General features: G+C 65.8%; 18 protein-coding genes. 17 read left to right on the top strand and 1 reads right to left on the bottom strand.

The window, feature by feature from the left end:
- The first annotated feature begins 22 nt into the window (after nucleotides 1-22).
- From MKD38_RS01475 to cyoD, 13 genes are all read left to right on the top strand, one after another.
- Nucleotides 23-1,489: an NADH-quinone oxidoreductase subunit M gene (locus tag MKD38_RS01475; protein ID WP_252674350.1), complete on the top strand. Its 1,467-nt coding sequence runs from the start codon at nucleotides 23-25 to the stop codon at nucleotides 1,487-1,489.
- A gap of 18 nt (nucleotides 1,490-1,507) precedes the next feature.
- Nucleotides 1,508-2,983 (top strand): NADH-quinone oxidoreductase subunit NuoN, encoded by a 1,476-nt coding sequence (gene nuoN / locus MKD38_RS01470; protein ID WP_252674349.1) that lies wholly within the window; start codon nucleotides 1,508-1,510, stop codon nucleotides 2,981-2,983.
- Between the two features lie 13 nt (nucleotides 2,984-2,996).
- A complete protein-coding gene (locus MKD38_RS01465; protein WP_252674348.1) occupies nucleotides 2,997-3,305 on the top strand; it encodes a DUF2818 family protein in 309 nt (102 codons plus the stop codon).
- A 44-nt stretch (nucleotides 3,306-3,349) separates the two neighbouring features.
- Nucleotides 3,350-4,012, top strand: coding sequence for an NUDIX domain-containing protein (locus tag MKD38_RS01460; protein WP_252674347.1), 663 nt, complete (start codon nucleotides 3,350-3,352; stop codon nucleotides 4,010-4,012).
- Between the two features lie 118 nt (nucleotides 4,013-4,130).
- The gene (locus MKD38_RS01455; RefSeq protein ID WP_252674346.1) at nucleotides 4,131-4,586 is read left to right on the top strand and encodes a DUF1178 family protein; all 456 of its coding nucleotides are present in this window, start codon (nucleotides 4,131-4,133) and stop codon (nucleotides 4,584-4,586) included.
- Between the two features lie 93 nt (nucleotides 4,587-4,679).
- Complete coding sequence (locus MKD38_RS01450) at nucleotides 4,680-5,882, top strand: acyl-CoA dehydrogenase family protein (protein ID WP_115706423.1); 1,203 nt, start codon at nucleotides 4,680-4,682, stop codon at nucleotides 5,880-5,882.
- Nucleotides 5,883-5,895: 13 nt separating this feature from the next.
- Nucleotides 5,896-7,014, top strand: a complete 1,119-nt coding sequence (locus tag MKD38_RS01445; RefSeq protein ID WP_252674345.1) for an acyl-CoA dehydrogenase family protein — start codon at nucleotides 5,896-5,898, stop codon at nucleotides 7,012-7,014.
- A 157-nt stretch (nucleotides 7,015-7,171) separates the two neighbouring features.
- Nucleotides 7,172-7,615, top strand: coding sequence for a MaoC family dehydratase (locus tag MKD38_RS01440; RefSeq protein ID WP_062797790.1), 444 nt, complete (start codon nucleotides 7,172-7,174; stop codon nucleotides 7,613-7,615).
- Nucleotides 7,616-7,647: 32 nt separating this feature from the next.
- Entirely contained in the window at nucleotides 7,648-8,124 is a 477-nt protein-coding gene (locus MKD38_RS01435; protein ID WP_252674344.1) for a MaoC family dehydratase, read from the top strand.
- Between the two features lie 611 nt (nucleotides 8,125-8,735).
- Nucleotides 8,736-9,698 carry a ubiquinol oxidase subunit II gene (gene cyoA, locus MKD38_RS01430; RefSeq protein WP_252674343.1) on the top strand — a complete coding sequence of 321 codons (963 nt, stop codon included), beginning with the start codon at nucleotides 8,736-8,738 and terminating at the stop codon, nucleotides 9,696-9,698.
- 14 nt (nucleotides 9,699-9,712) lie between these two features.
- Nucleotides 9,713-11,686 (top strand): cytochrome o ubiquinol oxidase subunit I, encoded by a 1,974-nt coding sequence (gene cyoB / locus MKD38_RS01425; RefSeq protein WP_240073969.1) that lies wholly within the window; start codon nucleotides 9,713-9,715, stop codon nucleotides 11,684-11,686.
- Nucleotides 11,687-11,691: 5 nt separating this feature from the next.
- Entirely contained in the window at nucleotides 11,692-12,336 is a 645-nt protein-coding gene (cyoC, locus tag MKD38_RS01420; protein ID WP_252674342.1) for a cytochrome o ubiquinol oxidase subunit III, read from the top strand.
- Nucleotides 12,336-12,704, top strand: coding sequence for a cytochrome o ubiquinol oxidase subunit IV (cyoD, locus tag MKD38_RS01415; protein ID WP_018005464.1), 369 nt, complete (start codon nucleotides 12,336-12,338; stop codon nucleotides 12,702-12,704). Before cyoC ends, cyoD begins: the two co-directional genes overlap by 1 nt.
- 62 nt (nucleotides 12,705-12,766) lie before the next feature.
- Here cyoD and MKD38_RS01410 read toward each other — a convergent pair whose 3' ends face one another.
- A complete protein-coding gene (locus MKD38_RS01410; RefSeq protein WP_252674341.1) occupies nucleotides 12,767-14,821 on the bottom strand; it encodes a gamma-glutamyltransferase family protein in 2,055 nt (684 codons plus the stop codon).
- A gap of 452 nt (nucleotides 14,822-15,273) precedes the next feature.
- On the opposite strand from MKD38_RS01410, the gene urtA reads away from it, so the two are divergent.
- From urtA to urtD, 4 genes are all read left to right on the top strand, one after another.
- On the top strand, nucleotides 15,274-16,530 hold the full coding sequence (gene urtA / locus MKD38_RS01405; protein WP_252674340.1) for an urea ABC transporter substrate-binding protein: 1,257 nt from the start codon (nucleotides 15,274-15,276) through the stop codon (nucleotides 16,528-16,530).
- Nucleotides 16,531-16,623: 93 nt separating this feature from the next.
- Nucleotides 16,624-18,267: an urea ABC transporter permease subunit UrtB gene (gene urtB, locus MKD38_RS01400; RefSeq protein WP_252674339.1), complete on the top strand. Its 1,644-nt coding sequence runs from the start codon at nucleotides 16,624-16,626 to the stop codon at nucleotides 18,265-18,267.
- Nucleotides 18,267-19,466 (top strand): urea ABC transporter permease subunit UrtC, encoded by a 1,200-nt coding sequence (urtC, locus tag MKD38_RS01395; RefSeq protein ID WP_252674338.1) that lies wholly within the window; start codon nucleotides 18,267-18,269, stop codon nucleotides 19,464-19,466. The genes urtB and urtC overlap by 1 nt, the downstream gene beginning before the upstream one ends.
- Nucleotides 19,463-20,311 (top strand): urea ABC transporter ATP-binding protein UrtD, encoded by an 849-nt coding sequence (gene urtD, locus MKD38_RS01390; RefSeq protein WP_252674337.1) that lies wholly within the window; start codon nucleotides 19,463-19,465, stop codon nucleotides 20,309-20,311. Before urtC ends, urtD begins: the two co-directional genes overlap by 4 nt.
- Nucleotides 20,312-20,313: the final 2 nt, after the last annotated feature.

Genomic DNA, 20,313 nt, shown 5'->3' with positions numbered 1-20,313 from the left:
ACCAAGTAAGGAAAACATAGAAATGGTTCTGTCTTTCTCAATCTGGCTGCCTGTCTTTTTCGGCCTGCTGATCCTGGCCTTCGGCTCAGACCGCAGCCCCGGCTTCGTGCGCTGGATGTCGCTGTTCGGCTCGATCGCCAGCTTCGTGGTCACGCTGCCGCTGGTGTTCAACTTCGACCGCGCCACCGCGGCGATGCAGTTCGTCGAGAAGGCGAGCTGGATCGAACGCTTCAACATCCACTACCTGCTGGGCGTTGACGGCCTGTCGATGTGGTTCGTGGTGCTGACCGCCTTCATCACGGTGATCGTGGTGATCTCGGCCTGGGAGGTAATCACCGAGCGCGTGGCCGAGTACATGGCCTCGTTCCTGATCCTGTCGGGCCTGATGGTCGGCGTGTTCTGCGCGCTCGACGGCATGCTGTTCTACGTGTTCTTCGAAGCCACGCTGATCCCGATGTACATCATCATCGGCGTCTGGGGCGGCCCGAACCGCGTCTACGCGGCCTTCAAGTTCTTCCTGTACACGCTGCTGGGCTCGCTGCTGACGCTGGTTGCGCTGCTGTACCTGTACAACAAGACCGGCACCTTCGACATCCTGCAATGGCACCAGGCCAAGCTGTCGATGAACGAGCAGATCGCGATCTTTATCGCCTTCTTCGTCGCGTTTGCGGTGAAGGTGCCGATGTGGCCGGTGCATACCTGGCTGCCCGACGCCCACGTGGAAGCGCCGACCGGCGGTTCGGTGGTGCTGGCCGCGATCATGCTGAAGCTGGGCGCCTACGGCTTCCTGCGCTTCTCGCTGCCGATTGCGCCTGACGCCAGCCACTACCTGGCCCCGTTCATCATCACCATCTCGCTGGTCGCGGTGATCTACATCGGCCTGGTGGCGCTGGTGCAGGCCGACATGAAGAAGCTGGTGGCGTACTCGTCGATCGCCCACATGGGCTTCGTCACGCTGGGCTTCTTTATCTTCAGCGACATCGGCGTCGAAGGCGGCATCATCCAGATGATCTCGCACGGCTTTATCTCGGGGGCGATGTTCCTTTGCATCGGCGTGCTGTACGACCGCGTGCACTCGCGCCAGATCGCCGACTACGGCGGCGTGGTCAACACCATGCCGAAGTTCGCCGCGCTGTCGGTGTTCTTCGCGATGGCCAACTGCGGCCTGCCGGCCACCTCGGGATTCGTCGGCGAATTCATGGTGATCCTGGGCGCGGTCAAGTTCAACTTCTGGATCGGCCTGCTGGCTGCCACCGCGCTGATCTTCGGCGCCGCCTATTCGCTGTGGATGGTCAAGCGCGTGATCTTCGGCGACGTCGTGCACCAGCACGTGCGCGAGCTGGTCGACCTGAACCAGCGTGAGTTCGTCATGCTCGGCCTGCTGGCCCTGATGACGCTGTACATGGGCCTGCACCCGAAGCCCTTTACCGACGTGATGCACCCGTCCGTGGTCAACCTGCTGCAGCACGCGGCGCAGTCGAAGCTGTAATCGGGGAGAGATATCAACATGCAACCGTCCTCGACACTCGCCCCCGTGGCGCCGATCATCTTCCTGGCGATCGCCATCGCCGCGATCAACTGGATCGACCTGGCCCGTGGCAAGGGCAAGCAGAGCGTGGCCTATCCGCTGTCGCTGCTGACCACGCTGGTGCTGACCGCCTGGTTCGGCATGAACGCCGCTGCCGGCGAGACGCATTACGCGTTCTCCAACCTGGTCGTGATCGACCCGATGGCCAACGTGCTGTCGGCGTTCTGCGCGGCCGGCCTGTTCGTCACGCTGGTGTATACGCGCCGCTACCTGGCCGAGCGCGACATGTTCGCCGGCGAGTTCTACATGCTGGCGCTGTTCACGCTGGGCGGCCAGATCGTGATGATCACCGGCAACAACTTCCTGACCCTGTACCTGGGCCTGGAACTGCTGTCGCTGTCGTCGTACGCGCTGGTGGCGCTGCGCCGCGAGTCGCGCGTGACCTCGGAATCGGCAATGAAGTACTTCGTGCTGGGCGCGCTGGCTTCGGGCTTCCTGCTGTACGGCATCTCGATGATGTACGGCGCCACCGGTTCGCTGAACCTGGGCGAGGTGTTCCGCGCGGTTGAGTCCGGCCGCATCAACACCACGATGCTGGCCTTCGGTGTGGTCTTCATCGTCGCCGGCCTGTCGTTCAAGCTGGGCGCCGCGCCGTTCCACATGTGGATTCCGGACATCTACCAGGGCTCGCCGACCGCGGTGACGCTGCTGATCGCCGGCGGCCCGAAGGTGGCGGCGTTCGCGCTGTTCATCCGCGTGCTGGTGGAAGGCCTGCTGCCGCTGGCCAGCGACTGGCAGATGATGCTGGTGGTGCTGTCGATCATCTCGCTGGCGATCGGCAACCTGACCGCCATCGTGCAGAGCAACCTGAAGCGGATGCTGGCGTACTCGACCATCTCGCACATGGGCTTCGTGCTGCTGGGCCTGCTCTCGGGCGTGGTCGCCAACAAGGCTGACGGCGCTGCCGATGCGTACAGCTCGGCGATGTTCTACTCGGTCACCTACCTGCTGACCACGCTCGGCACCTTCGGCATCATCCTGCTGCGCACCAGCAAGGGTTTCGAGGCTGAGACCCTGGAAGACCTGAAGGGCATGTCGCGCCGCAACCCGTGGTTTGCCTTCCTGATGCTGGTGATGATGTTCTCGCTGGCCGGCATCCCGCCGACCGTGGGCTTCTATGCCAAGCTGGCGGTGCTCGACGCGGTGGTCAAGGCCGGCATGACCTGGCTGGCGGTGGTGGCGGTGCTGTTCTCGCTGATCGGCGCGTTCTACTACCTGCGCATCGTCAAGCTGATGTACTTTGATGCGCCCGCCGGCGAAGAGGAACTGGAAGCCACCTTCGGCCTGCGTTCGATGCTGAGCGTGAACGGCGCCGCGGTGATCCTGCTGGGCCTGTTCCCGGCCGCGCTGATGAACCTGTGCTACCAGGCCATCCGCTCGACCCTGGGTTCCTGATCCGCCACGCAATATGAGCGCCTCCGCAAGCGGCTGGTTTGTCATCCTGCTGGCACTGGTCTGTGCGAACCTGCCGTTCGTGAACCAGCGCCTGTTCGTGGTGATCCCGCTGCGGCAGGCGCGCAAGCCGCTGTGGCTGCGCCTGCTCGAACTGATCGTCTGGTTCGCGGTGGCCGGCGCCGCCGGCTTTGCGGCGGAAGCCAACCTGGGAGGCACCTTTGCCCAGGGCTGGCAGTTCTACGCCATCACGGCCTGCATGATGCTGGTGTTTGCCTTCCCCGGCTTCACCTGGCAATACCTCGTCAAACACCGCACGGCCTGAAGCCGGTCTTGTCGGCGCCGGGCCCTGCCTGATCCGGAGCGTCCATGACCGACAAGATCCAACGCGGCACCCAACTTCCCGCCGCATCCGCCGGCCTTTCCGAGCACGACGAGAGCGACGACGCACTGAAGGAAGTGTGCGTGGCGTCGGCCACGGTCCATCGCGGCAAGTTCCTTACCCTCAAGCAAGACATCGTCAGGCTGCCCGACGGCAAGCAGACCGGGCGCGAGTACGTGGTCCATCCCGGCGCGGTCATGATGATTCCGCTGTTCGACGACGGCACTGTGCTGCTGGAGCGCCAGTTCCGCTACCCGGTGGGCGAGGTGATGCTGGAGTTTCCCGCCGGCAAGCTCGACCCCGAAGAGGGCGCGCAGCGCTGTGGCGAACGCGAGCTGCTCGAGGAAACCGGCTACCGTGCCGCGCGCTGGGACTACCTGACGCGCATCCATCCCGTGATTTCGTATTCGACCGAGTTCATCGATATCCTGCTCGCGCGCGACCTGACGCATGGCGAGGCGCAGCTCGACGACGGCGAATTCCTGGAAACCTTCATCGCCCCGGCGGGGCAGGTGATCGACTGGGTGCGCAGCGGCCGCATCACCGACGTAAAGACCATCATCGGCGCGTTTTGGCTGGAAAAAGTGATCTCGGGTGCCTGGGCGCCGGGTGAACAACCCATGCCTGACTACGGGGCGGGACATCGGTGATGCCGTCCGGCGCAAACGCCCTAGGGTGGTTCCGAACGGTCGTTCTAAAAAATTTAGCACGACCGTTCACAAAATTTGGTTTCGCGGATAATATAGCTTTTGACGGGCTGGAAAGATCATGAAGGTGCTCGACCTGCGCTGCGCGCATGACCATCGTTTCGAGGGCTGGTTTGCCTCGGAGGAAGAGGCGCAGTCGCAAATCGCGCGCGACCTCGTCCAATGCCCGGTCTGTGGCGACCACGCCGTGACGCGGCTGCCGAGCGCGCCGCGCCTGAACCTGTCAGGCGCGACCGCGCCGAAGGCTGCGACCAGGCCGGCGCAGCCAGCGGCAACCGCCGCGGCGCCGGCGGCACTGCAAGCGCTGTACATGAAAGCAGTGAAGCAGGTGTTGGCGCAGACCGAGGACGTTGGCGATCGCTTTGCCGAGGAGGCAAGGCGCATGCACTATGACGAGGCGCCGGAACGCGGCATCCGCGGCTCGGCCTCGCCGGAGGAGGTGCAGGCGCTGGCCGAGGAGGGCATCGATACTTTTCCGCTCGTGGTGCCGGATGCGCTGAAGCAGACGGCTCACTGAATTGCGTCCTGTGCCCGTTGCTGTCGGCGCATGACGCGCAGGCAGAACAAACCGCCGGCGGCCCGCGCCATGCCGGCACCACTGGAGACGGGCATGGATCTCAACTACTCGGCGTCCGACGACGCCTTCCGCGAGGAAGTGCGTAGCTGGCTCGAAGCCAACTTGCCGGCGGATATCCGCGGCAAGATTCTCAACCACCGCCGTCCGAACCGCGACGACCTGGTGCGCTGGCACAAGCTGCTCGCCGGCAAGGGCTGGTCGGCGCCGCACTGGCCGGTGCAGTACGGCGGCACCGGCTGGAACGCCACCCAGCGCCATATCTGGGACGAAGAGAATGCCCGCGTCGGCGCGCCCGGCGTGCTGCCGTTCGGCGTGGCCATGGTCGCGCCGGTGATCATGAAGTACGGCAACGAGCAGCAGAAGTCGTACTACCTGCCGCGCATCCTGGACTGCACCGACTGGTGGTGCCAGGGCTATTCGGAGCCGGGCTCGGGTTCGGACCTGGCCTCGCTGAAGACCCGCGCGGAACTGACGTCCGACGGCAAGCACTACATCGTCAACGGCCAGAAGACCTGGACCACGCTCGGCCAGCACGCCGACATGATCTTCTGCCTGGTGCGCACCGATCCCGAGGCCAAGAAGCAGGAGGGGATCTCGTTCCTGCTGATCGACATGAAAACCCCGGGCATCACGGTGCGCCCGATCATCATGCTCGATGAAGAGCATGAAGTGAACGAAGTCTTCTTCGACAACGTCAAGGTGCCGGTCGAGAACCGCGTCGGCGAAGAGAACAAGGGCTGGACCTACGCCAAGTACCTGCTCGGCCACGAGCGTACCGGCATTGCCCGCGTCGGCAATTCCAAGCGCGAGCTGGGCTTCCTCAAGCGCGTGGCGCGCCAGCAGCAGAAGAACGGCAAGCCGCTGCTGGAAGATCCGGTGTTCGGCGCCAAGGTGGCCGCGCTGGAAATCGAGCTGATGGCGCTGGAGATCACCGTGCTGCGCGTGGTGTCGAGCGAAGCGGCGGGCAAGGGCCCGGGCCCCGAGGCCTCGATGCTGAAGATCAAGGGCACCGAGATCCAGCAACTGCTGACCGAGCTGATGGTCGAGGCCGTCGGCCCGTACGCGCAGCCGTTCGACACCGCCTACCTGGAGTGCGAGACCGAGCACGCCGTGACCGGCTACGACGACGCCGCGCCGCTGGCCGCGTACTACTTCAACTATCGCAAGACCTCCATCTACGGCGGGTCCAACGAAATTCAGAAGAACATCATCAGCCAGATGATTCTGGGGCTGTGAGGAGACACGCATCATGAACTTCAATCTCAGCGACGAACAGAAGCAGCTGGCCGACGCCGTCCGCCGTTTCATCGACAAGGACTACGGTTTCGAAGAGCGCAAGAAGCGCTACGAAAGCGCCGCCGGCTACGGCGAGACCGCATGGGGCGCGCTGGCCGAGCTGGGCCTGACCGCGCTGCCGGTGCCGGAAGCGCAGGGCGGCTTTGCCGGCAAGGCCCTGGACATGATGGTGGTGCAGCAGGAACTGGGCCGCGGCCTGATCGTCGAGCCATACCTGGCCACCGTGGTGGGCGCCTACGCCCTCGGCCTGGCCGGCGGCCAGGACGCGCTGCTGGAGCAGGTGGCCGGCGGCGAGCTGAAGCTGGCGGTGGCGTTCAACGAGCCGCAGGCGCGCTATGAGCTGAACAACGTCCGCGTCAGCGCGCGCGACGGCAAGCTCAACGGCCGCAAGACCGTGGTGGTGCACGGCGGTCAGGCCGACCGCCTGATCGTGTCGGCGCGCAGCAGCGGCGGCGACTCCGAACAGGATGGCATCTCGCTGTTCCTGGTCGATGCCAAGGGCGCTGGCGTCAGCATCAAGGACTACCGCACCATCGACAACCTGCGCGCCGCCGATATCACCTTCCAGGACGCGCCCGCGCAATTGCTGGGCGAAGCCGGCAAGGCCTTCGCGCTGGTCGAGCAGGTGGCCGACTATGCCGCGGTGCTGCTGTGCGCCGAGGCCGTGGGCGTGATGGACACGCTCAATGCCGCGACGCTGGAGTACGCCAAGACGCGCCAGCAGTTCGGCGTGCCGATCGCGCGCTTCCAGGCGCTGCAGCACCGCATGGTCGAGATGTTCATCCACGCCGAGCAGTCGCGCTCGATCACGCTGCTGGCCGCGGCGCGCTTCGAGGAGGTCTCGCCGGAACAGCGGCGCCGCTACGTCTCCGCCGCCAAGGCGCGCGTGGGCCAGGCGGCGCGCACGGTGGGCCAGGAGGCGGTGCAGATCCACGGCGGCATGGGCGTGACCAACGAGCTGCCGGCCGCGCACATGTTCAAGCGGCTGACCATGATCAACACCAGCTTCGGCGACGTCGATCATCACCTGGGCAGGTTCGCCGCCCAGCCCGGGTTCCAGGAAGCTGCCTGAGCCTGCCAGTCCAGTCAAAACCGCGCTGTAGTCCAGGCGCGGTTTTTTTCTTTGCGCGCTGTTAGGGGCGGGTTCGGCAAATACGGACGCGCGCGCCCGCCTGCCATGCGATGATCGTGCGGACAAGTCAACCGCATCCACAACGGAGACACCCCCCATGCTGTATTTCGAGGATTTTGAAGTCGGCAGCCGCCGTGAACTGGGCTCCTACCTCGTCACCGAGGAAGAGATCCTGAGCTTCGCGCGCCAGTACGATCCGCAGCCGTTCCATATCGACAAGGAAGCCGCCAGCAACAGCATCTACGGCGGGCTGATCTCGAGCGGCTGGATGACGTGCTCGATCATGATGCGCCTGCTGGTGCTGAGCACCACCGGCAAGTCGGCCAGCATGGGCTCGCCCGGCGTCGACGAGATCCGCTGGCTCAAGCCGGTCTATGCCGGCGACACGCTCACCGTGGTGCTGAATGTGCTCGACAGCCGGCCGTCGCAGTCCAAGCCGGACCGCGGCGTGGTCCATACCCAGTGGGAGGCCACTAACCAGCGCGGCGAGCTGGTGTGCACCGTCAAGGGCATGGGCATGTATGGCCGCCGGCCCGCGTAACCACATTTAACCGTCACGAGGAGACGATCGACATGCGTACCATCGCAACGCTGGAAGAACTGGAAGGGCTGCAGGGCCAGGAAGTCGCGGTCAGCGACTGGATCGAGGTAACCCAGCAGCAGGTCAACCAGTTTGCCGAGGCCACCGGCGACCACCAGTGGATCCACATCGACGTGGAGCGTGCGAAAAAGGAATCGCCCTATGGCGGCCCGATCGCGCACGGCTTCCTGACGCTATCGCTGCTGCCCAAGTTCATGCACAACGCGCTCAGCATGCCGTCCAAGATCGGCGTCAACTACGGGCTGAACCGCGTGCGCTTCACCGCACCGGTGCCGGTCGGCAGCAAGCTGCGCGCGCGCATCAAGCTGCTCAAGGTCGAGCGCCTGGAGCCGCTGCCCAACTCGCCCGAACTGGTCGGCGCGCAGTCCACCTGGGAGGTCACGGTGGAGCGCGAGGGCAGCGAGCGCCCGGTGTGTATCGCCGAGTCGATCACGCGCCGCTACGGCTGAGGCGCGGCGTCGCATGCGGCACTGCGACAATATGCCACAGCGCGGTGTCGCACCCCTGAGAGCCGCGCAAAGCGCGGCTTTCTGCATATTTACCTGCGTTTTTGTGATGTTGACGTGGATCAAAGACAGCGCGGTGCACCAATGCACTGATTGTCCGTTTAAATGAACAGTGTGTTCCGTAGCGTTGGGTTTACCCCTAATGTTGCGTTGCGGTACAGTCGCGCCCACGATGTTTTACGTGTTGCGCTCCCCGGCCGAAAACCGCGCCTGCCCGCAGGTCAGTCCTGATGGCAGGTCCGTCGGGAGGCGCAAAAGCCTCGTATTCCAACGCTACCCGGCCGCTGTACTGAGCCGGGACCGTTCGCGGTTTCGGCCAGGTGCCGCAGCGCCGGCAAGGTCCCACAGGGCCTGCAGCGCGCGCAGTCAGTCCTTCCGTGTTCATGGCGTTGCAAGGCCGCATGGTCCCCGGGCGCAGGATCCGCCCCCAGACCGCAACGCCAGCTAAGGACACGTCCTTCCGGTTTTCCCTCAGCCCCACGCCTCTTGCGCAAGCATCAGGCGGTTTAGCCGCGCTTTTGCCCAAAGCGCGGTGTAACCAAACCAGTCGTGACATGAAGAAACCCATACTGCCGCGGTGGACGCGGTTCCTGCCCTGCCTTGGCCTGCTCCTGCTCGCCGGCTGCAACATGACGCTGCTCGACCCGAAAGGGCAGGTCGGCGTCGACATCAAAGGCATCATCCTGATCGCCACCTGGCTGATGCTGCTGGTGGTGGTGCCGGTGATCGTGCTGACGCTGGTGTTCGCCTGGAAGTACCGCGCCAGCAATACCTCGGCACGCTACGAACCCGACTGGTCGCACTCGACCGCGATCGAGGTGGTGGTGTGGCTGATCCCCTGCCTGATCATCATTGCGCTGGGCATCATCACCTGGAAGTCCTCGCACGACCTCGACCCGTACAAGCCGCTGGAATCCAGCAAGAAGCCGGTCACGGTCGAAGTGGTGGCGCTGAACTGGAAGTGGCTGTTCATCTATCCGGAACTGAACATCGCCACCGTCAACCAGATCGCCTTCCCGGTCGACACCCCGGTGAACTTCAAGATCACCTCGGATTCGATCATGAATTCGTTCTTCATCCCGCAACTGGGCAGCCAGGTGTACGCCATGGCCGGGATGGAAACCAAGCTCCACCTGATCGCCAACGAAGCCGGCAGCTATGACGGCGTGTCCGCCAACTACAGCGGCGGCGGCTTCTCGGGCATGAAGTTCAAGGCCATCGCCATGTCGAACTACGAGTTCGACCAGTGGGTGGCGAAGGTTCGCGCCTCGTCCACCGAACTGGGCGTTGACGGCTACAAGACGCTGGCACAGCCCAGCGAGAAGGAGCCGGTCGCGTACTACGGCAAGGTGGAAGACCAGCTGTTCCGCAACATCCTGCACAAGTACATGGGCCACGGCGGCGCCGCACTGGCCGCCGACGGGTTCAAGGGCGGCCCGATCTGCACGTCGCGCAACACCCTCGGTGAAGAGCAGCTGTCCTCGACCACGCCGGCTGCGCTGCCGGCAGGCGCGTAATCCTGGGAGCAATGATGTTTGGCAAGTTGAGTTTGTCGGCGATTCCGTTTCATGAGCCGATCATCATGGTCGTGCTGGCCGGTGTCGCCCTGGGCGGTGCCGCGCTGCTGGGCGCGATCACCTATTTCAAGAAGTGGGGCTATCTCTGGAACGAGTGGTTCACCTCGGTCGATCACAAGAAGATCGGCGTGATGTACTGCCTGGTGGCGCTGATCATGCTGCTGCGCGGCTTTGCCGACGCGGTCATGATGCGCACCCAGCTGGCGCTGGCCACCAACGGCGCCACCGGCGTGCTGCCGCCCGAGCACTACGACCAGATCTTCACCGCCCACGGCGTGATCATGATCTTCTTCGTGGCGATGCCGCTGATGACCGGCCTGATGAACCTGGTCGTGCCGCTGCAGATCGGCGCGCGCGACGTGGCCTTCCCGTTCCTGAACACGCTGTCGTTCTGGCTGTTCGTGGCGGGCGCCATGCTGGTCAACATCTCGCTGGGCGTCGGTGAATTCGCCAAGACCGGCTGGCTGGCCTACCCGCCGCTGTCGGGGCTGGACTACAGCCCGGGCGTAGGGGTGGACTATTACCTCTGGAGCTTGCAGATCTCAGGGCTGGGCACCTTGCTGACCGGCGTGAACTTCCTGGTCACGATCCTGCGCATGCGCGCGCCTGGCATGACGCTGATGCGCATGCCGGTGTTCACCTGGACCGCGCTGTGCACCAACGTGCTGATCGTCGCCGCCTTCCCGGTGCTGACCGTGACCCTGGCGCTGCTGGGCCTGGACCGCTACCTCGGCATGCACTTCTTCACCAACGACGGTGGCGGCAACGCCATGATGTACGTGAACCTGATCTGGATCTGGGGCCACCCCGAGGTGTACATCCTGATCCTGCCGGCGTTCGGCATCTTCTCTGAAGTCATCGCCACGTTCTCGGGCAAGAAGCTGTTCGGCTACAAGGGCATGGTGTACGCGACCGCCGCGATCATGGTGCTGTCGTTCATCGTGTGGCTGCACCACTTCTTCACGATGGGCTCGGGCGCCAACGTCAACGCGTTCTTCGGCATCACCACCATGATCATCTCCATCCCGACCGGGGTGAAGATCTTCAACTGGCTGTTCACCATGTACCGCGGCCGCGTGCAGATGACCTCGCCGGTGCTGTGGACCCTGGGCTTCATGATCACCTTCGTGATCGGCGGCATGACCGGCGTGCTGATGGCGGTGCCGGCGGCTGACTTCGTGCTGCACAACAGCCTGTTCCTGATCGCCCACTTCCACAACGTGATCATCGGCGGCGTGCTGTTCGGCTACCTGGCCGGCATCACCTACTGGTGGCCGAAGGCGTTCGGCTTCAAGCTGAACGAGCGCCTGGGCAAGGCTTCGTTCTGGTGCTGGCTGGTGGGCTTCTACTTCGCCTTCATGCCGCTGTACGTGCTGGGCCTGATGGGCATGACCCGCCGCCTGAACCATACCGACAACCCGGCCTGGACGCCGTGGCTGTACCTGGCCGTGGTGGGCGTGGTGTTCGTCGCGCTGGGCATCTTCTTCCAGGTGCTGCAGATCGTGGTGTCGATCCGCGACCGCAAGAAGCTGGCCGACGTGACCGGCGACCCGTGGGGCGGCCGCACGCTGGAGTGGGCCACCTCGTCGCCGCCGCCGTTCTACAACTTCGCGCACACCCCGGTGGTGCGTGACCTGGACGCGTTCGCCGACATGAAGGCACGCGGCGAGACCCTGCCGACCGAAGGCTACGAGAAGATCCACATGCCCAAGAACACGGGCGCGGGCTTCATCATCGGCGCCTTCAGCCTGGTGTTCGGCTTTGCCCTGACCTGGCATATCTGGTGGCTGGCCATCGTTGGCCTGGTGGGCATGGTGTGGGCGTTCATCCACCGCAGCAACGACGACCACATCGACTACTACGTGCCGGCCACCGAGGTCGAGCAGATCGAAACGCGCCATCTGCAGCGCATTGCTTCGCAAGCCTGAGAACCATGTCGACTCAAGTCCTAGACCGCAATCCCGCGCAGGCAGGCGCCCCGGCTCACGCCGGCGCGCACGGCCATGACCATGCGCACCACGATACCAGTGCCAATACGGTGTATGGCTTCTGGATCTACCTGATGAGCGACTGCATCATCTTCGCCGGACTGTTCGCGGCCTTCGCCGTGCTGCGCGGCGAAGTGGCAGGCGGCCCGTCGGCGAAGGAGCTGTTCGAGCTCAACTACGTGCTGGTGGAGACCTTCATCCTGCTGTTCTCCTCGATCACGTACGGCATGGCGATGATCTCGCTGCAGAACCGCAGCCTCAAGCACGTGCAGACCTGGCTCGGCATCACCTTCCTGCTGGGCCTGGCGTTCATGGCGATGGAAATCAACGAGTTCCACCACCTGATCGCCGAAGGCGCCGGCCCGGGCCGCAGCGCCTTCCTGTCGTCGTTCTTCACGCTGGTCGGCACCCACGGCCTGCACGTCGCCAGCGGCATGCTGTGGATGATCGTGCTGATGTGGCAGCTCGGCAAGAAGGGCATCACCCCGACGCTGAGCAAGCGCCTGATGTGCCTGTCGCTGTTCTGGCACTTCCTGGACGTGGTCTGGATCGGCGTGTTTACCGTGGTCTACCTGATGGGACATCTGTGATGGCACAACACAACGCACCGGCGGCGCACGGCGCCCACGACTCGCACGCGCATGACAGCCACGCTGGCGGCCACGCCAGCTTCAAGGGCTACGCGATCGGCTTCATCCTGGCCGTGATCCTGACCGTGATCCCGTTCAAGATCGTGATGGACGGCACCATGGACAAGGCCACCATCCTGTGGACCATCCTCGGCATGGCCGTGGTCCAGATGATCGTGCACCTGAAGTACTTCCTGCACCTGGACTCTTCGTCCGAACAGCGCAGCAACGTGATCGCGCTGCTGTTCACGGCGCTGATCCTGGTGATCGTGGTGGCGGGTTCGCTGTGGATCATGCACAACCTGAACGCCAACATGATGGTGATGTAAGGACCGGCGTCCTGGCATCGAAAAAAAGGGGCCCCGCGGGGCCCCTTTTTCTTTGCCGCGACTTAGGGCTTGAACGTATCCCCCAGCACCACGCCCTCGCGCCGCGGATCGGCGCCGCCCACCAGCACCGCCGAGCCGCCGATGGTGGTGCGGATGATGGCGCTCAGCCCGCTCGACTGCGCCGCGGTGTTGACGGTGTGGCCGAGGTTGCGCAGGCCCCGGACCAGCGGGTCGTTGTCGCCCGGCAGGCCGCCGGCCGGCGTGCTGGTGTCGACGTTGGGATGCTCGCCGCCGACGATCATGGCCGAGCCGGCGCCGTTGGAGCCGCCGAAGTCGATCATCGACACTGCCTGCTGCGCATCCAGGCCCCAGTCCAGCGAAGCCACCAGGGTCTTGGCGACGAACTGGATGATGGTGGCGCCGCCCGGCGAGCCGGTGGTCATGTAGAAGTCGCCGCGCGAGCCGTCGCCGTTGCGCTGGAACACCACCGTGGGCGCCATCGAGCTGCGCGGGCGCTTGCCCGGCTGCAGCCGGTTGGCCACCAGCACGCCGCCCGGCGCCGGATCGGCATTGAAGTCGGTCAGCTCGTTGTTGAGCAGGAAGCCGTTGGTCATGTGGTACGAGCCCAGGCCGGCCTCGATGGTGGTGGTCATCGCCACCACGTTGCCGTACTTGTCATGCAGCGACAGGTGCGTGGTGCCGCGCTCCTCCACCATCGACGGCGCCAGCGGCACGTCGCCGAGGTTGCCTGCCGCCACCGGCGTGACCATCGAGCCGGTGGTGCTGATCAGGCTGGCGCGCTGGCTCAGGTAGGGCTTGTTCAGCATGGTGTCCGAGGTGCCGCCGGGCAACGGAATGAAGTCGGTGTCGGCCACGTACTTGTTGCGGTCGGCATAGGCCAGGTGCCCGGCTTCGCCCATCAGGTGCGCGCCCAGCACGCTCGGCCGCCCGCCGTTCTGATCGACCAGCGTGGGCTTGTGCGCCGCCATGTCGAAGTTCTCGACGATGCCCAGGATCTGCGCCACCGCAATGCCGCCCGACGACGGCGGTGGCATGCCGCACACCTCGTACTGCCGGTAGGTGGTGCACACCGGCGTGCGCTTCTTGGCCTGGTAGTTGGCCAGGTCGTCGAGCGTGGTCACGCCCGGCGTGGTATTGCCGTCGTAGGTGGTCTGGATCTTGGCGACGATGGCCTGGGCGATCGGCCCGTTCTTGTAGAAGGCGTCGGCGCCGTCTGCGGCGACGGCGCTGAAGACCGCCGCCAGCGCGGGGTTGCGCAGCACGGTGTTGACCGCGCGCGGGGTGCCGTCGGGATTGAGGAAGTACGCGGCCATCTCCGGATCGCGCTTGATATTGGCGACGGTGGCGCTGTCGGAGATCGCGGCGGCCATGCGCGGCGGGATCGCGAAGCCGTCGGTGGCCAGCTTGATCGCCGGCGCGAACAGTTCCTTCCAGGCGGTCTTGCCGTAGTCGCGGTGGGCCAGCTCGAGCACGCGCAGCGTGCCCGGGGTGCCGATCGAGCGGCCGCTGCGCTGGGCATTGGGCAGGGGCGTGGTCGGGTCGGCCGCGGACTTCCAGCGCAGGTAGTTCTCGTCGGCGGCGGCCGGCGCGGTCTCGCGGCCGTCGTAGGCGGTGAGCTGCCGCGTCGCCGCATCGAAATGCAGGATGAAGGCGCCGCCGCCGATGCCGGACGATTGCGGCTCGACCAGGTTCAGCACCATCTGCGCAGCCACCGCGGCGTCGATCGCGGTGCCGCCGGCCTTCAGCACGTCGCATGCCGCCTTGGTCGAGACCGGGTTGTTGGTCACCGCCATATAGGTCTTGCTGTAGACCGTGACCTTGGGCGCATAGCCGGTCGCCTGCTCCGGCGCGTTGGGGTCGCCCGGCAGCACCACGGCCTGGCCGCCGGTACTGCCATCAAGCTCGCAGCCGGCAGTGGGCGTGACCGGCGGTGGCGGGGGCGGAGGCGGGGGATCGTCGCCGCCGCCGCAGGCACCCAGGGTCAGCGCCAGCGCCGCCAGCGCCAGCTTGCCGCGGCGCGGGCGCCAGTACGGGGTGGCGCGCGGCTGCGGCTGCGGCTCGGCGGGGGATGCGTGGGGGTCGGCAGCGTACGGCATGGTTTCTCCTTCCTTTTGTGTGGGTCCGGGAAATGCCACGGCCTGGTCCTCAGGCGGGACCGCGGCCATCTTTCACCGTAGTGCCGCGGCGCACCGGCCTTAATCATTGAATGTACGGATTTACATGCATTCGAATCCGGGTTTAAGCGCCTGCTTAATCGGCGCCGGCCAGTGCGCTGGCACGCCGGCGCTCGCCAATGGCGCCACGGTGGCGCAAGCCGGTTCCGGCAATGTGCGCCATGCACCGGGATCGGACGCGGCGGCCGGCACGCACTGTCGCAGTGCGCTGATTCGCTGCACGGCGATGGTGCGCACGCGCCCGGCAGCCGGCGACCGGCCCCGCGCACCCCCTGTAGCCGCGCCGCGCGTGCGATATCGCCGTGGCACGCTAGTTGCAGATGCATCACCCGGGGAGCGTAGTCCCTGACCAACACCATAAACGGGAGCTGCAAATGCAACGACGTGACATGCTGAAGCTGTCGGCGATAGCCGCCGCGGCGATGATCGGTACCAGCCCGCTGGCGCTGGCGCAGTCCAAGGAGCCGATCAAGGTCGGCATCCTGCATTCGCTGTCCGGCACCATGGCGATCTCGGAAACGTCGCTGAAGGACGTCGCCCTGATGACCATCGACGAGATCAACAAGAGCGGCGGCGTGCTCGGGCGCAAGCTGGAACCGGTGGTGGTGGACCCGGCGTCGAACTGGCCGCTGTTCGCCGAAAAGGCGCGCCAGCTGGTCAGCAAGGACAAGGTGGCGGTGACCTTCGGCTGCTGGACCTCGGTGTCGCGCAAGTCGGTGCTGCCGGTCTACGAAGAACTCAACTCGCTGCTGTTCTACCCGGTGCAGTATGAAGGCGAGGAGATGTCGAAGAACGTCTTCTACACCGGCGCGGCGCCCAACCAGCAGGCCATCCCCGCGGTCGAATACCTGATGAGCAAGGAGGGCGGCGGCGCCAAACGGTTCTTCCTGCTCGGCACCGACTACGTCTACCCGCGCACCACCAACAAGATCCTGCGCGCATTCCTGAAGAGCAAGGGCGTGGCCGACAAGGACATCGAAGAGGTCTATACCCCGTTCGGCCACAGCGATTACCAGACGATCGTCGCCAATATCAAGAAGTTCTCGCAGGGCGGCAAGACCGCGGTGATCTCGACCATCAACGGCGATTCCAACGTGCCGTTCTACAAGGAGCTGGGCAACGCCGGGCTCAAGGCCAAGGACGTGCCGGTGGTGGCGTTCTCGGTCGGCGAGGAAGAGCTGCGCGGCATCGATACCAAGCCGCTGGTGGGCCACCTGGCCGCGTGGAACTACTTCATGTCGGTCAAGAACCCCGAGAACGACGCCTTCCGCAAGCAGTGGGCGGCCTGGGTCAAGGCCAACAACCTGCCCGGCGGCGACAAGCGCGTGACCAACGACCCGATGGAAGCCACCTACGTCGGCATCCACATGTGGGCGCAGGCGGTGAAGAAGGCCGGCAGCACCGACACCGCTAAAGTGCGCGCGGCCATGTATGGCCAGACCTTCAAGGCGCCGGACGGCTTCACGCTGACCATGGGCGAGAACCACCACCTGTACAAGCCGGTGATGATCGGCGAGGTCAAGGGCGACGGTCAGTTCGCGGTGGTGTGGAAGACCCCGAAGGCGGTGCGCGCGCAGCCGTGGAGCCCGTTCATCGCGGGCAATGAAGGGAAGCCGGACAAGGCGATGTAAGGGGCTCGGTCGCTCTGTTTGGCCCCCTCTCCCGCGTGCGGGAGAGGGGAGTATTCCCTCAGTTCGCCAACACCATCGCACTTGCCGGCTCTTATGCGCAATCCACTCTCCGTTTCCGCCATTGCCTGGCTGCGCGCCTTGCTCGCAGCTCTGCTGCTGGCCGCGGCGCCTTGGGCCAGCGCACTGACGCAGGCCGACCTGAAGCCGCTCGCCGAAGACGACTTCGACGCCAAGACCGCCGCGCTGTCAGCCCTGGCCGGGGCAGCGCCCGCCGAAGCCGGCCCGATCCTGCAGGCGCTGCAGGACGACACCCTGCAATACGCGCCGTCGGTCGGCATGGTGCGCCAGCATGGCGACAAGCTGGTCGATGCGATCACCGGCAAGCCGGTCTCGGTCAAGGCCGACGAACTCGAAGCGCTGACCCTGAACAACAGCCTGCGCGCGCTGGTCGACAGCGCCGCCAGCAGCCTGCTGCTGCAGTCGCCCGACATCGCGGTGCGCGCGCAGGCGGTGGCCACGCTGCGCGACCAGCCCGAAAGCGCGTCGCTGGCGGCGGTGGAAGCCGCGCGCAAGTCCGAGGCCGATGCCGGCCTGCGCGCCAGCCTGGACGTGATCTGGGCCAACCTGCTGCTGGGCGAGACCCCTGAGCCTGCCGCGCGCGAGGCGCGGCTCGAAGCCATCCGCATCCTGGCCAGGGACAGCAACCCCCAGAGCCGCCAGAAACTGGCGCCGCTGGTGGAGCGCGACAGCGCCGGCCGCTACCGCGAGCCCGACGGCAGCGTGCGGCTGGCCGCGCAGCAGGCGCTGGACACGCTGCAGGCCGACCAGCGCCGCGCCGAAGTGATCGGCAACCTGTTCGCCGGGCTGAGCCTGGGCAGCGTGCTGCTGCTGGCCGCGCTAGGACTCGCCATCACCTATGGCCTGATCGGCGTGATCAACATGGCGCACGGCGAATTCCTGATGATCGGCGCCTATGCCACCTACGTGGTGCAGTCGCTGTTCCGCGCCTATGCGCCGGGCGCGCTCGACTGGTATCTGCCCGCGGCGCTGCCGGCTTCGTTCCTGGCTGCCGCGATGGTGGGCTTCGTGCTGGAGCGGCTGGTGCTGCGCCACCTGTACGGGCGCCCGCTGGAAACGCTGCTGGCCACCTTCGGCGTGAGCCTGCTGCTGATGCAGGCGGTGCGCACGCTGTTCGGCGCGCAGAACGTGGAAGTGTCCAACCCCGGCTGGATGAGCGGCGGCTTCGAATGGCTGCCGGGGCTGGTGATCCCATACAACCGCGTGGTCATCATCCTGTTCGCGCTGGCGGTGGTGGCGGTGGCGTGGGCAGTGCTCAACCGCACGCGGCTGGGCCTGTTCGTGCGCGCCACCACGCAGAACCGCACCATGGCCGCGTGCGTGGGCGTGCGCACCTGGCAGGTCGACAGCTATGCCTTTGCCTTCGGCGCCGGCATCGCCGGGCTTGGCGGCTGCGCGCTGTCGCAGATCGGCAATGTCGGTCCCGACCTGGGCCAGGCCTACATCATCGATTCGTTCATGGTGGTGGTGCTGGGCGGGGTGGGGCAGCTCGCCGGCACCATCGTCGGTGCCTTCGGGCTGGGCATCCTCAACAAGTTCATCGAACCCTTCTATGGCGCGGTGCTGGCCAAGATCCTGGTCCTGGTGCTGATCGTGCTGTTTATCCAGAAGCGGCCGCAGGGACTGTTCGCGCTCAAGGGGCGCAGCGCGGAGGCATGATGCAGCGATTCCAACCCAATTCTTCCGCGGCGCCGTTCCGGCTGGCCGTGCCCGAACGCCAGTCGCTGTTCTCGCCGCGCGGCTGGATCGCGCTGCTGGCGCTGACGGCAATCGTCGGCATCGGCGTGCCGGTGTGCGCGCTGCTGCTGCCGGAAGCCCATCCGCTGCACCTGTCGGCGTATGCGCTGACGCTGGTCGGCAAGATCATGTGCTTCGCGCTGGCGGCGATCGCGCTCGACCTGGTGTGGGGCTACTGCGGCATCCTCAGCCTCGGCCATGGGCTGTTCTTCGCGCTGGGCGGCTATGCCATGGGCATGTACCTGATGCGTTCGATCGGGCGCGAAGGCGTGTACAAAAGCGACCTGCCGGACTTCATGGTGTTCCTCGACTGGAAGGACCTGCCGTGGTTCTGGCACGGCACCGATCACCTCGGCTATGCACTGCTGCTGGTGGTGCTGGTGCCGGGCGTGCTGGCGTGGCTGTTCGGCTTCTTTGCGTTCCGCTCGCGCATCAAGGGCGTGTACCTGTCGATCATCACGCAGGCGATGACCTATGCGGCGATGCTGCTGTTCTTCCGCAACGAGACCGGCTTCGGCGGCAACAACGGCTTTACCGACTTCAAGCGCATCGCCGGCTTTGCCATCGCCGCACCGCAGACGCGCACGGCGCTGTTCGTGCTGACCTTCCTGGCGCTGCTGGCCGGCTTCGTCGCCTGCCGCTACATCGTCACCTCGAAGCTCGGCCGCGTGGTCACGGCGGTGCGCGATGCCGAGATGCGCGTGATGTTCTCGGGCTACAACCCGCTCGGCTACAAGCTGTTCGTGTGGACCTTCTCGGCGGTGCTGTGCGGCATCGCCGGCGCGCTGTACGTGCCGCAGGTCGGCATCATCAACCCGGGCGAGATGTCGCCCGGCAATTCGATCGAAATGGCGGTGTGGGTGGCGGTGGGCGGGCGCGGCACGCTGGTCGGGCCGGTGATCGGCGCGTTCCTGGTCAATGGCGCCAAGACGCTGTTCACCGCGCACTTCGCCGAATACTGGCTGTTCCTGCTGGGCGCGATGTTCGTGCTGGTGACGCTGTACCTGCCCGACGGCGTGACCGGCCTGTGGCAGCGCTGGCGCGAGCGCCGCGCGCAGCCGGCCGCGCAGGAGCCGGTGGCCACGCCGGCGGTCGCGGGCCGCAGCGGAGGTGAAGCATGAGCACCGCACTCGAACACGGTCAGGCCGAAAGCGGCGATGCCACCGGCCTGGGCCGCATCGTCGAGCCCGGCACCATCGACGTGTCGCACGGCCCGATCCTTTACCTCGAGGACGTCACCGTGCGGTTCGACGGCTTCCGCGCGCTGAACAAGCTGAACCTGTCGATCGACCACGGCGAGCTGCGCTGCGTGATCGGCCCCAACGGCGCCGGCAAGACCACCATGATGGATGTCATCACCGGCAAGACCGGCCCGCGCAACGCCAATGTCAGCGGGCGCGTGTTCCTCGGCCAGACCATCGACCTGATGCGGATGACCGAGCCGCGCATCGCGCAGGTGGGCATCGGCCGCAAGTTCCAGAAACCCACCGTGTTCGAGCAGCACGCGGTGTGGGAGAACCTGGAGCTGGCGATGCAGGCCGACAAGCGCTGGTGGTCGTCGCTGAGCGCGCGGCTGACCGCGGCCGGGCATCGCCGCATCGAGCAGACGCTGGCGCTGACCGGCCTCGAGGCCGAGGCCTACCGGCCCGCCGGGCTGCTGTCGCACGGGCAGAAGCAGCGGCTCGAGATCGGCATGCTGCTGATGCAGCAGCCACAGTTGCTGCTGCTCGACGAACCCGTGGCCGGCATGACCGATGAAGAAACCATGCAGCTCGCCAGCCTGCTCAACGGCCTGCGCGGCAGCTGCTCGATGATGGTGGTGGAGCACGACATGGAGTTCGTCGCCGCGCTGGCGGGCGCGGCCGGCAAGGTCACGGTGCTGGCCGAGGGCAGCGTGCTGGCCGAAGGCACGCTCGACAGCGTCAAGCACGACGAACGCGTGATCGAATCCTACCTGGGGAGATAGGC

The organism is Cupriavidus sp. WGlv3 (assembly GCF_023952475.1).
In the GTDB taxonomy this organism is placed as follows: domain Bacteria; phylum Pseudomonadota; class Gammaproteobacteria; order Burkholderiales; family Burkholderiaceae; genus Cupriavidus; species Cupriavidus phytorum.
This window is presented reverse-complemented; position numbering and strand designations above follow the sequence as displayed.

Coding starts and splice junctions, on each gene's coding strand:
- MKD38_RS01475 (WP_252674350.1), top strand. CDS start 23: ATGGTTCTGTCTTTCTCAATCTGGCTGCCTGTCTTTTTCGGCCTGCTG.
- nuoN (WP_252674349.1), top strand. CDS start 1,508: ATGCAACCGTCCTCGACACTCGCCCCCGTGGCGCCGATCATCTTCCTG.
- MKD38_RS01465 (WP_252674348.1), top strand. CDS start 2,997: ATGAGCGCCTCCGCAAGCGGCTGGTTTGTCATCCTGCTGGCACTGGTC.
- MKD38_RS01460 (WP_252674347.1), top strand. CDS start 3,350: ATGACCGACAAGATCCAACGCGGCACCCAACTTCCCGCCGCATCCGCC.
- MKD38_RS01455 (WP_252674346.1), top strand. CDS start 4,131: ATGAAGGTGCTCGACCTGCGCTGCGCGCATGACCATCGTTTCGAGGGC.
- MKD38_RS01450 (WP_115706423.1), top strand. CDS start 4,680: ATGGATCTCAACTACTCGGCGTCCGACGACGCCTTCCGCGAGGAAGTG.
- MKD38_RS01445 (WP_252674345.1), top strand. CDS start 5,896: ATGAACTTCAATCTCAGCGACGAACAGAAGCAGCTGGCCGACGCCGTC.
- MKD38_RS01440 (WP_062797790.1), top strand. CDS start 7,172: ATGCTGTATTTCGAGGATTTTGAAGTCGGCAGCCGCCGTGAACTGGGC.
- MKD38_RS01435 (WP_252674344.1), top strand. CDS start 7,648: ATGCGTACCATCGCAACGCTGGAAGAACTGGAAGGGCTGCAGGGCCAG.
- cyoA (WP_252674343.1), top strand. CDS start 8,736: ATGAAGAAACCCATACTGCCGCGGTGGACGCGGTTCCTGCCCTGCCTT.
- cyoB (WP_240073969.1), top strand. CDS start 9,713: ATGTTTGGCAAGTTGAGTTTGTCGGCGATTCCGTTTCATGAGCCGATC.
- cyoC (WP_252674342.1), top strand. CDS start 11,692: ATGTCGACTCAAGTCCTAGACCGCAATCCCGCGCAGGCAGGCGCCCCG.
- cyoD (WP_018005464.1), top strand. CDS start 12,336: ATGGCACAACACAACGCACCGGCGGCGCACGGCGCCCACGACTCGCAC.
- MKD38_RS01410 (WP_252674341.1), bottom strand. CDS start 14,821: ATGCCGTACGCTGCCGACCCCCACGCATCCCCCGCCGAGCCGCAGCCG.
- urtA (WP_252674340.1), top strand. CDS start 15,274: ATGCAACGACGTGACATGCTGAAGCTGTCGGCGATAGCCGCCGCGGCG.
- urtB (WP_252674339.1), top strand. CDS start 16,624: ATGCGCAATCCACTCTCCGTTTCCGCCATTGCCTGGCTGCGCGCCTTG.
- urtC (WP_252674338.1), top strand. CDS start 18,267: ATGCAGCGATTCCAACCCAATTCTTCCGCGGCGCCGTTCCGGCTGGCC.
- urtD (WP_252674337.1), top strand. CDS start 19,463: ATGAGCACCGCACTCGAACACGGTCAGGCCGAAAGCGGCGATGCCACC.